The organism is Paenibacillus sp. F411, assembly GCF_017582705.1.
GTDB lineage: Bacteria > Bacillota > Bacilli > Paenibacillales > Paenibacillaceae > Paenibacillus_AQ > Paenibacillus_AQ algicola.
The window spans coordinates 176,473-188,854 of the sequence record NZ_JAGFIP010000001.1 but is presented as its reverse complement, the minus strand read 5'-3'; the positions used below and the strand labels follow the sequence as shown (position 1 = coordinate 188,854).

Annotated in this window: 12 protein-coding genes and 1 tRNA gene; 6 read left to right on the top strand and 7 right to left on the bottom strand. The window is 47.4% G+C overall.

The features are described 5' to 3' along the window. Window positions 1-822: 822 nt before the first annotated feature. Window positions 823-2,586, bottom strand: coding sequence for an ATP-dependent nuclease (locus JJQ72_RS00775; protein ID WP_208202417.1), 1,764 nt, complete (start codon window positions 2,584-2,586; stop codon window positions 823-825). 1,153 nt (window positions 2,587-3,739) lie between these two features. Here JJQ72_RS00775 and JJQ72_RS00770 point away from each other — a divergent pair. The 4 genes from JJQ72_RS00770 (at window position 3,740) to JJQ72_RS00755 (ending at window position 6,645) form a co-directional block, all read left to right on the top strand. Beyond that, window positions 3,740-4,738, top strand: a complete 999-nt coding sequence (locus JJQ72_RS00770) for a YfjI family protein (protein WP_208202416.1) — start codon at window positions 3,740-3,742, stop codon at window positions 4,736-4,738. 143 nt (window positions 4,739-4,881) lie between these two features. Next, a complete protein-coding gene (locus JJQ72_RS00765; protein WP_208202415.1) occupies window positions 4,882-5,223 on the top strand; it encodes a hypothetical protein in 342 nt (113 codons plus the stop codon). Window positions 5,224-5,228: 5 nt separating this feature from the next. Beyond that, window positions 5,229-5,402 carry a helix-turn-helix domain-containing protein gene (locus JJQ72_RS00760; protein WP_087569696.1) on the top strand — a complete coding sequence of 58 codons (174 nt, stop codon included), beginning with the start codon at window positions 5,229-5,231 and terminating at the stop codon, window positions 5,400-5,402. A 112-nt stretch (window positions 5,403-5,514) separates the two neighbouring features. After that, complete coding sequence (locus JJQ72_RS00755) at window positions 5,515-6,645, top strand: site-specific integrase (RefSeq protein ID WP_208202414.1); 1,131 nt, start codon at window positions 5,515-5,517, stop codon at window positions 6,643-6,645. Window positions 6,646-6,849: 204 nt separating this feature from the next. Here JJQ72_RS00755 and JJQ72_RS00750 read toward each other — a convergent pair. Beyond that, a tRNA-Ala gene (locus tag JJQ72_RS00750) sits at window positions 6,850-6,922 on the bottom strand. Between the two features lie 217 nt (window positions 6,923-7,139). On the opposite strand from JJQ72_RS00750, the gene JJQ72_RS00745 reads away from it, so the two are divergent. Beyond that, entirely contained in the window at window positions 7,140-8,501 is a 1,362-nt protein-coding gene (locus tag JJQ72_RS00745) for a dipeptidase (protein ID WP_138226399.1), read from the top strand. A gap of 56 nt (window positions 8,502-8,557) precedes the next feature. Here the strand turns inward: JJQ72_RS00745 and nrdR are convergent, their stop codons facing one another. After that, complete coding sequence (nrdR, locus tag JJQ72_RS00740) at window positions 8,558-9,031, bottom strand: transcriptional regulator NrdR (RefSeq protein ID WP_138226400.1); 474 nt, start codon at window positions 9,029-9,031, stop codon at window positions 8,558-8,560. A gap of 135 nt (window positions 9,032-9,166) precedes the next feature. On the opposite strand from nrdR, the gene JJQ72_RS00735 reads away from it, so the two are divergent. Then, entirely contained in the window at window positions 9,167-9,394 is a 228-nt protein-coding gene (locus JJQ72_RS00735; RefSeq protein WP_138226401.1) for an alpha/beta-type small acid-soluble spore protein, read from the top strand. A 76-nt stretch (window positions 9,395-9,470) separates the two neighbouring features. Here JJQ72_RS00735 and JJQ72_RS00730 read toward each other — a convergent pair whose 3' ends face one another. The 4 genes from JJQ72_RS00730 to mutM form a co-directional block, all read right to left on the bottom strand. Continuing rightward, the gene (locus JJQ72_RS00730; RefSeq protein ID WP_138227816.1) at window positions 9,471-10,034 is read right to left on the bottom strand and encodes a lytic transglycosylase domain-containing protein; all 564 of its coding nucleotides are present in this window, start codon (window positions 10,032-10,034) and stop codon (window positions 9,471-9,473) included. After that, window positions 10,031-10,627 (bottom strand): dephospho-CoA kinase, encoded by a 597-nt coding sequence (gene coaE, locus JJQ72_RS00725; RefSeq protein WP_208202413.1) that lies wholly within the window; start codon window positions 10,625-10,627, stop codon window positions 10,031-10,033. Before coaE ends, JJQ72_RS00730 begins: the two co-directional genes overlap by 4 nt. Before the next feature lie 9 nt (window positions 10,628-10,636). Next, window positions 10,637-11,374 (bottom strand): MntP/YtaF family protein, encoded by a 738-nt coding sequence (locus tag JJQ72_RS00720; protein ID WP_208202412.1) that lies wholly within the window; start codon window positions 11,372-11,374, stop codon window positions 10,637-10,639. Between the two features lie 129 nt (window positions 11,375-11,503). Continuing rightward, window positions 11,504-12,349 (bottom strand): DNA-formamidopyrimidine glycosylase, encoded by an 846-nt coding sequence (gene mutM / locus JJQ72_RS00715; RefSeq protein ID WP_138226404.1) that lies wholly within the window; start codon window positions 12,347-12,349, stop codon window positions 11,504-11,506. Window positions 12,350-12,382: the final 33 nt, after the last annotated feature.

The window sequence follows — 12,382 nt, the reverse complement described above, 5'->3', positions numbered from 1 at the left end:
TGATAGTAATCAAACGCTCCCTCGCCTAATTCGGTTAGCTTAGGCTTAAAGCAGTAAGATTGACTAGAGTCAAACCATTTACCTTTAAATCCGCTTATAAGATCCATTGCAGAATCCCCTGACTTCTGAGTCTCATCCTGCCTTTCCAAGTAATCATATCCTTGTCATCAGCATAACCGAGCGAGTTACATCCTCTAACCTTATGCTTATTGGCATTTGCTCAGTGCCGACAAGCATCATTACCCTGTTATAGTCTGTCTTCTTGTACTCGAACGGAACAGAATTCATTTCCACTTGTTCATTAAACGTAATGATACCATTGCTGCTGTCAGTAAGAGCAATATAAAAAGTCGTGCTATTCAGACGTCCAATGCCCTTCAAAATCCTTCAGTTCGTATTCTTCATCTTCCGCTAGAGATTCTTCTGCCTCAGCTAAAGGCGTACTTGTTGCTATTACCTCAGTAGGGAGCATGCTTTAGGAGATACCGCTTGTATGTCGACCTTACTTTTTTGTTTGCAGCTTATCATCTCGCATAGATGCCGCAATCCCTTGCACTGCAAGAGATTAAAAGGGACCCAAACGGGCAGAGGTCCATAAGTTTTCGGTTTGTTTCCTTGCGTATCCGAGTAGTTACGGATATGTCCTGATGTCCTGATATACAAGAGATTTCGGCAGGTAGGCTGATGGGGATTAACCTGTGGTATCCCAAGGTATTGGTCAGTTCCCTGTGGTTGCCAACCAAAAACCGACCAAACAAGATATGCATCTAATGCTGCAGTGAGAATTCGTTGTATCCTTGTTTTATATCCGAAAGTCTTTCTTCATGCTAAGTGTTCTAAGTCTTCTCCATTTAACTGAATATTTTGTTCTATTGATGTAAGAACCTTCACCATTTCGTCTGGTATCTCCTCTTTTCTTAAAGCTCTAGCAATACGAATAGGACTAAAAGAAAAATTGAATTCTTGTTGAGTCCATGTAGACAATAGTGATAGTATTGCCTTCCCAGAAAGTAAAGATATTCTCTTTTCATATGAATCCCAATGTCTGCTAACAATATCTCTTGCGGTCGTGTTAGCCTTTTTAACTTTACCCTCTTCAAGATATTCCGTTGCTATCGCATCAATCGTGTCATCTTTCAGAGTTTCGGTGATTTCCATAATTTTGTCTATAACTATTTCTTTTGTAACTCGTGCACCTTGCTTTCTACGCGATATGTTTATTATCCTAGCAATGGCTTCTGGCACTAAAAGATAGTTCTCGATCTCCTTTTTTATCCAAATATGCAGCTCTACTTTTCTCCTTTTACTTTCCTCAAGCCTAGCTTTTACTTCTGATTCAGTATGATAATCCCTGTCTAACAAGCAAAACACTCTAATTGATTCGTTAGATGAATTATGTAATAACATTGAAGATCCAATCGCATAATTCCAACCGCCCCATCCACCTATTGAGAGGTTTGGAATCATATCTATCGCCTCATGACTTTCGGGAAATATCGTATGATGCATATGCTTTAGAAGAGAAATATCCTTGCCCTCTACCAAAAGACACTTACGAGATGACCATAATCTTGCCAGCTGAATGTTGTGAATCCCCCCAATATTATCTATAAGCCTTTGAACTGCTGGAAGCTTATTAGCGAATTTCGATTTTGGTTGGGACCTGTCAACTACCAAGATATTTTCAGGATCCACTTCAGCCATAATTTCTACAGAATGAGTTGCAACAATAACTTGTTTGTACGTTCCAGCTATCAACTTTATTAGCTTTCGCTGGAGATCCGCGTGCATGTAAATATCAGGTTCGTCTAGAATGATCGTGGACTGCTCAGGAGTCCTAGCAAGAAACCACATAGTTTGGAGCCACATCTGCAAACCATGGCCCATCCAACCAACTTCAGCTACAAAGTCATCATCTTGGACAAGGAGAGTAACAGGTTCACCATGAGCAAATGAATTGCCCTCCAAAGAACGAATACGGAACCCATTCCAGGTCGATTCTGATAAGGCGACAAATCGATCATGATACTCGCTTTGAAATAGCAATTGATTTCTAAAATGTAATGGAGCGAGTGGGGAAGTAGCAGCACCTAGAACATAATCTCTTCTCAGCACCTTCTCTTCTCGTAGTAAAGGTGCAACCTGAGGTAAGATGTTTACTAGCGGCATTTGAGTACGACCAGCATGAGCCTTATTTCTAAGTGGTTTACCATTAGAATCGTTCAGAATCGCGAATACCTCAGCATTAGGACCCAACAACACTTCTACTGTTTCACCTTTATCGAAGGTTGCTTTTAAAATTGCAGGTGGAGTACCGTATCTATAAAAAAGACTATCCGAATTGAAATCCATGCCCTTTAATGATGGGCTGACACCTCGAGTGGCCTTAGGCAGTCCTGTCCAAACTGGTGGTTCAACATAAGCAAGATTCGGATATCTATGGAGTACTAATGAAATTAGTCTTAATGCCTCAACTATAGTTGACTTGCCAGCGTTATTCTTGCCGACAATTACTGATATACTTTTGAATGGTACTGTGTGCTTACGATAGCATCGAAAATTAGTTATGCTGAGATTCTTTAACATTTAGCGCCCCTCACTCTATAATATGTAGTTCAAGCCAATTGCAATCAAATGTCACGCACCTAGAATCTCACTGGGGAGACTGATAGGATCTGATTAGTTTCCACATTAAGGTCATCAAGTAGTCGGATAATAGGATTATACCATTGGTCCCACTCATTTTGCCTTATCTGACTTAAATAGTAGAATGCATGACGAACCAAACATAACTGCGTTTGCCGCTTGTTTAGTTTGTTTGAGCCATCGAATATGATCCTGCTTACTGGAACCTGGAAAGTGATGACGCATGGCTTAACTTTGGCTCTCCAATCATTAATAGCATTCTGCTTACCTAATACTCTTAGAATATTCTCTGCAAACTCAGGCATCACTGCGATATGACGTACATCGCTATATCACCGCCAAAAAGAAAACCGTTGATACACTTATCGGCCTCAGGAAAATAGCGGTTTGGCTGCAATCTTCGCATAATCATCCTGATACATGGTTCCTCATTACTTCTTGGAATCATGCCCTCCCAATTGATTAATTCCCCATCCAAGTAAGTATTGATACTGTTCTTTGTCTTGCTGAACGTAATACCTGACTCCCGTAGCTTCATTGATAGCTCTGAATCGCGTGGAAGCAAATCATGAAGGTTATAAAGAGGCTCAGGATTCACCAACGAAGATTCACTGCACGTAGTTAGATGGGTTACCGTCACATTCTCGAAATCGCCTATTTTGGTTTCTTTACCCGTCTTATTCTCTAAGGTCTTTATTAGACTCTTTAAGTCGACTTCTTCTGCCGAACTTGCCCCCTGAAACGAGAGACAGTATTTCTAATTACTGCGTATTCAATCATATGTCTGAGGGCTGAGAATTTCCAGACCTTTCATCAGTAGCACTGTATTCCAATTAGAACAAAAAAGAGCGGAGGTCAGTAATCGCAGAACACCATGGCTTGTTAGATACCAATTGCAGCCGTCTTGGGATTATAACGGCCGAACAATTGGTTTGTGCGGTCGAGCAAAAGCTTGACCACACAAGGGTTTCGGGCTATTGAACATGCCGAAAAACTGCTTTATAGTCATCTCCAGAGCAAGCAACACGCAATGGAGTGAGGTCGAATGGAGCCAACATTCCGAAAACCAATACGAATATGGAGGCATCATCCTATGACAACAAAACTTAATACCTTGGCAGTGAAGATCAGCGAATTCCTAAAAGAAGAATGGAAAGACATCGTACCTTTTGATTCGCCAAATCTTGAGCCGTTTCCTGCATCCATCCTGCCAGAACGGTTTCGACATCTGATTGAAATGGTCGCTGATTCAACGCAAACACCGATCGATGCATCTGGAATTACACTATTGTCAGTTCTGTCAGCTGCGGCTGCAAAGAAGTTCGTAATTAAGCCGTTCCGTAATAGCGCACACACCGAAAAGACTAATCTCTACACACTGGTATCAATGCGATCAGGCGAACGGAAAAGTGCCGTATACAACTTGCTTGCCGAACCGCTAATCAAGTATCAGCAGGAAGCTCAGAAGGAGTATCGTCGGAAACATGAAGGAATTGCTGATGATCAGTTGAAGCCGCCGACATACCTCACCGACGATGTTACACCAGAGAAGCTAATTGGTCTAATGAAGGACAATAACGAGCAAATGGCAATGTTATCGTCGGAAGGTGGATTATTCGACAACTTGAATGGCCGATACAGTAACCTCCCCGCATTAGATATTTACTTGAAGAGCTTCACTGGTGACTACATGACAGTACATCGCGTTGGCCGACCATCTGAGACGCTCTATGAACCAATACTAACCATCGGTCTCTTCGTACAACCAGGCTTATTACAGGGCTTGCCAGCTCGTCTATTGGAACGCGGATTCCTTGGACGATTTCTATATGCTGCCCCGCAACCTTTAGGCATTCGGAAGGTTGTTCCAATCCCCATTGATCGGGGACAGTTGGAGTTCTACAGCCGTAAGATACAAATTCTAATGAACCACAGGGTAGAAGCCCCCTCCAGTTTATACCTTGAGGAAGCTGCCGAAAAGGCTTGGATTGCTTTTGCTGAGAAGCATGAATACCGATTGAACGGATCGGATGAATTCACACATCATTCCATGCGTTCGTGGGCAGAACGATTCCCTGGTCAAATGCTGTGAGTCCTGTCACTGCTTCATATAGCGGAACATCTACAGACTACCGATTCACTTGAGCAACTACCAGCAGAGATATCAGAAGAACCTGAAACAGACTTATTCAGCACAGCGAATACTTTGTCAATCAGGCGAGGACGGCATTCGGAGTGATGAAGTCTGACGCACGTTTGGATGATGCCAAGTATCTGTTAAGTATTATTTTTGCAGACAAAGAGGATTTAATCAAGAAGCAGGAGTTGTGGAAAAAAACCAAAGGCAAGTTTGCTACAGCTTACAACCTCGACAGCACATTGAGCGTGTTAGCCGATCATGGATACATTCGTATGATTGAAGCCCCTAGCTCATCAGGACTCGGTAGGAAAGGCGTTGTCATCGAGAAGCATCCTGATATAGCGAAAGCCAATATAGCAGGTAATGACAAATTTAATGAAGTGAAAGATACGAAGCCAAAGCGTAAGCGTGTTACTAAAACCAAAGAAGGAGTGTGATTCAAATGAATCAATCTTATCCAGATGTTTTGCAAGTCGCAGATATTCAACAAATCCTTGGGATTGGCCGCCGCCAAGCATATGAGCTCGTCAATTCAGGACAATTCCATGTCATTCGTATAGGAAAGTCGATTCGAGTAACTCGTGATATTTTCTTTAATTGGATGAATGGTCAGTAACAGCAGAATCTTGAAAGGAGGTGATTCGAAATGCGGCCTGTGAGCATACGTGGCGATCCATCAAAGAAATTCTTGTGAAAATAATCACAATATAAACGAGAGGATGATCTAGATGAACGTAAAAAAGGATGAAAAACGCGGTACTTGGTATTTTGTTGTTGAGGCTGGCAAGGATGAGAAAGGCAAACGCAAGCAGATATTCAAGCGAGGATTCAAGACGGAAGCTGAAGCCAAGCGTGAAATGCGCAAGGTGGCTACTCAGATCGATGAGAACACATACGTAAAACCAACGAAACGGACTCTCGCGGACTTCTTCCCTGAATGGCTTCAAAGTAAATCGCTTAAGCTACGGAAGCATACGCTGGAGGTCTACACGGGGCATGTGAACAAGCATATCGTGCCAAGACTGGGGCGGTTTGAACTCGTTAAGATCACGACAGCCCAAATTGAGAAGTTCTACATTGATCTGGCGAAGGAATCGGAGTTATCGCCGCGCACCGTTCTGGATATTCATAAAATCCTAAAAAGTGCGTTCGAGGCTGCTGTAAAGCGCAAATACGTTTCCTCCAATCCAGTGAAGGATGCTGAAACACCGAAGGTTGATAAGAAGGAAATGTCAGTGTGGGACGTTCAGGAAGCAAATCAGCTCTTGAAAGTTGCGAAAGAGCATCGACTATATCCCGCTTTTCTCCTGGCTCTTACGACTGGAATGCGTCAAAGCGAAATTCTCGGTCTCAGATGGAAAGATATCGACTTTGAGAACGAAACGCTTAACGTAAGACAAACATTGAGTCATGACGGTAAAGAATTAACAGTTCAGACGAAGACCAGAACCAGTACAAGAACAATCTCTCTAGATGGTCGAGTATTGGAGACACTACAGAAGCATAAGCGCATCGTTATGAAGGAAATGCTCGCCATTCGACCGATTTATCAGAACAATGACTTGGTAATCTGTACAGGCTTCGGAACACCAATCCTGCCACGCAATCTCCTGCGCACTTTCTACAATCTGATCAAGAAAGCAGAAGTTCCCAAGATCAGATTCCATGATCTCAGACACACTGTAGCCACTCTTATGCTACAGGGGGAAATCAATCCGAAGGTGGTGAAAGAAATACTCGGACATTCTGATGTTCGAATCACTTTGGACATCTACAGCCACGTTCTGCCGAGCGTACACAAAGAAACAGCGCAGAAGTATGGTAACATGTTATTCAATCAGGCTAATAGCTCTCAATAATGGGTTTTGCTCGTATGACGAACATCGTTCATGCGGACAAACCCCTTTTTCTTTGCATGAAATGTGAGCATCGGTGATCACTATTGAAGGAGAAACTTTTGGTGATCACGGACGTGATCATGGAGCAAGAATAGGATAATCTCAGATCATTCTAGTAGCACTAAAATAAGAAAAACCCCTGATTTCTCAAGGGTTTTCCGTGTATGGAGCCTAGGGGGATCGAACCCCTGACCTCATCGCTGCCAGCGATGCGCTCTCCCAGCTGAGCTAAGGCCCCAAAATATGTAAGTTTTCATTTTTCATGTCCTTAATGAAGATCTCCTTCAAAAAGAACACTCCAATAATATATCATGCCCCTTTCTTTTATGCAAGTCTTATTTTTCTGAGTGTTTACATCCTCCTCCCCCATTTCGCATTTCCCTTAAAAAAAGGTAAAATAGACAAGACGGCCATGACCACATGGCCGTCATTATTGACCTGAGGAGGACTACGACATGAACGCAGACTATAAAGCGTATTTCGAACAGCATCGGGAAGAGCACTTGAATGAATTGAAGGAATGGCTGGCTATTCCAAGCATATCGGCTTTGTCAGAGCATAAAGGGGATGTCGCGAAGGCGGCTGACTGGCTCGCTCATAAATTGAAGGCCGCTGGCCTGGAGCATGTGGAGATTCATTCCACCGCCGGGCATCCGATCATTACGGCAGATTATTTGCATGCAGAAGGCAAGCCGACTGTGCTCATTTACGGTCACTATGATGTACAGCCGGTGGATCCGCTTCATTTGTGGGAGACGCCGCCATTTGAGCCGGATGTACGAAACGGCAAGCTGTATGCGCGCGGGGCTACGGACGACAAAGGACAGCTGTTTCTTCACGTCAAGGCCGTGGAGGCGATTCTGAAGCAGGAGCAGAGCCTGCCCGTTAATGTCAAATTCTGCATCGAAGGCGAAGAGGAAGTATCGAGCCCTAACCTGCCTTTGTACCTCGAGCAGCACAAGGACAAGCTCGCAGCCGACGCCATCCTGATCTCGGATACCTCCCTCTTAGCCCCCGGCAAGCCGGCGATTTCCACCGGCCTGCGCGGATTGTGCTCGCTGGAGCTTACTTTAGAGACCGCCAACACGGATCTACACTCCGGTACATACGGAGGCGGCGTACCGAACGCACTCCATGCCATGGTAGAGCTGCTCTCTTCTCTCCATGACAAGCAGGGCCGCGTCAGCGTAGAGGGCTTCTATGATGGAGTTCAGGAGCTGTCAGCAGAAATGCGGGAGGAATTTGCCAAGCAGGAATTCGATGAAGAGCAGCTAAAGGAATCTCTGGCACTGGACTCCCTATACGGTGAAGAAGGCTTCTCCTTCGTGGAACGTGTAGGTGCCCGGCCGACTCTGGAATTGAACGGGGTGTATGGCGGATTTCAGGGAGAAGGCAGTAAGACCGTTATCCCTAAAGAAGCGCATGCGAAGATCACCTGCCGCCTGGTTGCAGACCAGGATCCGCAGGCTGTGCTGGATGCCATCGAGAAGCACTTGAAGGCACACACGCCTGCCGGCGCAAAGCTGACCTACAAGCCGAAGGAGAAAGCGTTCGCCTTCAATGTCGATCCCTCCCACCCGATGCTGCAAAAAGCAGCCGATGCTTTTGGAGCGGTCTATGGCACCCGCGCGCTGTTCACCAAAGACGGCGGCTCCATTCCGATTGTGGAGAAGCTTTCCAGCACACTGAACGCGCCTGCCGTTATGATGGGCTTTGGTCTTCCGGATGAAAATCTGCATGCGCCGAATGAGCACTTTAATTTAGAGAACTTCGACCTCGGTCTATTGACCATTGTGGAGTATCTTCAATCCATTTAGCACCAGCCCCTGGTGATCGTAAAAAGCCCTCCGCAGGAGGGCTTTTTACATATATCTCAAGAACGATCTGCGATATGATCCTTAGACAGCAGAGTTTTCAGTTCCTTCATAAACATGTTGATATCCTTGAACTGCCGGTAAACAGAAGCGAAGCGTACGTAGGCCACCTCGTCCACAGGATACAGCTGCTCCATAAGCAGCTCCCCGATCTCCCGGCTTTCGACTTCGGCCGCGGCGGTATTGCGCAGCGATTTCTCCACCTCGGACACCAGCTGATCCAGCTGATCCGCAGACACCGGCCGCTTCTCACAGGCACGAATCAAGCCTCGCAGCACCTTCTCACGGCTGAACTCCTCGCGGCTGCCATCCTTTTTGATAACCATGAGCGGCGTTTCCTCCACCATTTCAAAGGTGGTAAACCGGCGGCTGCATTGCTCACACTCCCGGCGGCGGCGAATCGACTTATTCTCGTTCGCGGGACGGGAATCCAGCACCTTGGTACCGGCGAAGCTGCAATATGGGCATTTCATTGATTATCACTTCCTTTGTTTAAGTGCTTCTTGAAGCTATATTAAAGATTTCCATAAAATGCACGTAAAAATTTGTGATGAAGATGCTCATTCGGAGACATAATACTTTTACCAACTCAAGGAGGTGAACATCACATGGGACAAGGCAGCAGAAACAGCAACAACCTGGTCGTCGCTCGTGCTAACGGTGCGCTTGAGCAAATGAAGTACGAGGTAGCTCAGGAGCTGGGCATCAGCATTCCACAAGACGGATACCAAGGTAACATGACTTCCTACGAGAACGGTTCGATCGGGGGATACATTACCAAGCGTCTGGTAACCCTGGCCGAGCAGCAATTGGCTGGACAATACTCCGGTCAATAATCAATTCTTCATCCCGAAAGAGTGTCAGACAGGCTGAATAGCTTGTCCGGCACTCTTTTTTGACATGGATGCAAGCTTAAAAAGAATCGTACACGTCACGATACTGATCGTAATAGTACACCACCCGCTGCACATAATGCCGCGTCTCTCCAATCGGTATATCCTTCACATTGTCATAGCTGCCGTCCCACAAACCTTTTCGAAGCCAGCTTCTCACATTGCCGGGACCTGCGTTGTACGCTGCAATGGCCGCCACCGGATTACCGTCCATCTCTTGGTGCAGCTTCTGGATGTACCAGGTGCCGAGCTGGATATTGGCATCCGCCTCGTGCTTCACCCGATCCAGCGTGATCGCAGGCAGCTTGGCCATTTCCATGGCCCAGTTAGCGGTATCCGGCATCAGCTGCATAAGGCCCAGCGCCCCTCTTTTGGATTCCTTCCCCGGCTTGTAGTTCGTCTCCACTCGAATAATGGAGGCCACCAGGAAGGGGTCCACCTCATAATATTCAGCATGCTTGCGAATTTCATTCTTGTAATAAATCGGATAAATCCAGGTCATCCAGTGACTGCTTAGAAACAGTACAGCGATAAATGTAATCAGAACGGGCAGCAGCACCCTTTTCTTTCGCAGCCAGATCATAGCCGGGCGATCCTGTTCCACAGCTTTTCCACCTGATAAAGGGTCTTGTCCAGCGTGCCGCTGTTGTCGATCACATAATCAGCCAGGCTCTTCTTCTCTTCAATGTCCATCTGGCTTTGAATCCGCGCTGCTGCCTGCTCTCGTGTCAGTCCATTACGCTGCATCAAGCGTTCTAGCTGAAGCTTCGCCGGCACGTACACGAGCAGCGTTTGATCATACTGGGCTTGCAGGCCCGATTCAAACAGCAGCGGAATGTCCACAATGACGAGCGAATCAGGATGCTGCTGCTCGTAGACTTGAATCCGGTCCCGGATCTCTCGGCGGATCGCCGGATGTGTAATGTCGTTCAGCGCCTGCCGCTCCTGCGGCTGATTGAATACAATTTCCCCTAACCGCTCGCGGTTTAATTGACCATCCGATCCTAATATGTCCGGGCCGAAATGTGCCGCCACCTCAGCCAGCACCGGATGTCCCGGGAGCATGACCTCCCGGGCAATGGCGTCGGCATCCACCAGCAGGGCTCCCTTCCGGACGAACATAGAGGACACGGTGCTTTTGCCGGTTGCAATTCCTCCGGTTAACCCGATATTCATTTTTTCACCTCATAACAGCTTCATAATCCCCATGACAATCAATAACATAGCCGGCACCAACGACAGCAGCTGCATTCTTTGGCCAGAAGCTGCTTTGAAGCCGACCTTCATTCCCAGCATCAGAAACGCCCCGCAGAACAACGCGGATATGACAGACGTCAGCCAAGGCGAGATCCCCATCATGGCAGCGCCCAGCCCCGCGCCGAAAGCATCCAGGGACAAGGCAATACCCAGCCACATCGCTTCCATGGAAGAAATACTGCCGGATTGATCCAAGTCCGCGCGGGAGGGACTTTTGCGGATCTGAATGACCAGGCCCAGCTTCCTGATTTCCAGGGTAAACACCTTCTCGGCCGACAGGCTCTGAGAGGATGGCTCTGAACGTCCCGAGGTCCCGGTCTTTGTCACCGGCAGTGCTGCTTCCGATAACGATACGGACTCACTTCGAGAGGCGTCATCCAGATCAGATTCATGCCTGCCGCGCCATTGCTGCAGCAGTGACCAGCACCCCAGCAGAATCAAGATTCCCGCTCCCGAAACGGCAGCTGCCTGCCTCGATATGATGCTCTGCAGCAGTGTACCTGCCTGCATGGAGATACATAGCACCAGACCCGAGCATAAGGAAATAATGATCACCGACAGCAGCGGGAGCCGCATTCTCCGAATCCCGTATGTAATGCCGGCCCCAAAGCCATCCAGGCTCAGTGCCAGGGCCAGCAGCACCGGTGTCAACAATAGCTGTAGCACCCATATGACCTCCTCAAGCCCCGAGCGTGCGCCGCCATCACATTGGCGGCACCTGCTTCATGCTTGCAGCAGCGGGGACTGAATATCTCACAATATATGAGATCGGGAGGAGATGGGTGCCTGCCTCATTTATACATCTATATGCTGCTTCAAGGACTGGCAGTCCGGGCAAAAATGCGTACCCCGGCCGCCTACTACCGTCTTCACAATCGCTTGACCGCACTGGTCGCAGGGCTCATTCTTGCGTCCATACACCCGCAGGCTATGCTGAAAGCGCCCCGCCTCTCCCTGTCCGTTTACGTAGGATTTAATGGAGGAGCCGCCAGCTTCAACCGCCTCGGACAGCGTCGAAATGATGGAGCGGTGCAGAGCTTCCGTTTCCTGATCGCTCAGCTGATTCGCGGCCCGCTCCGGGTGGATTCCCGCCCGGTGCAGAGCTTCGTCCACATAAATGTTGCCCAGACCTACAACATAAGCCTGGTTGAGCAGCACGACCTTGATCTTGGTTTTTTTGGTCACGAGCATATCCTTGAAGGCGCCCAGCGTAAATGTATCGTCCAGCGGCTCATACCCCAGCTTAAGCAGTGGAGGATGATTAAATTCCTCGCCAGCCGCGAAAATATGCATCGTTCCAAATTGACGTACATCCTTGTAGCGCAGCTCTGTGCCATCATCAAAGTGAAAAACGACATGTGTATGCAGCTCAATCGGCTCTTCCTTCCGATACAGCCCGTACCTGCCCTCCATCCGGAGATGTGAGACCAGCACCAGACCATCCAGCATAATTCTCAAAAACTTGCCGCGGCGCTCTACCTTTTGAATGGTGTGGCCCTTGAGCATGAAGGCAAACGCCTCCGCATCATCAGGCCGCTGAATAATTCTCGGCAGCCTGACGGTAACATCTATAATATGCTTGCCCTGAACCAGCTGATTCAGAGTTCGCTTTACGGTTTCAACTTCCGGCAATTCCGGCATCTCTCTTCACCTCACCCTTTTATTATAACGGAT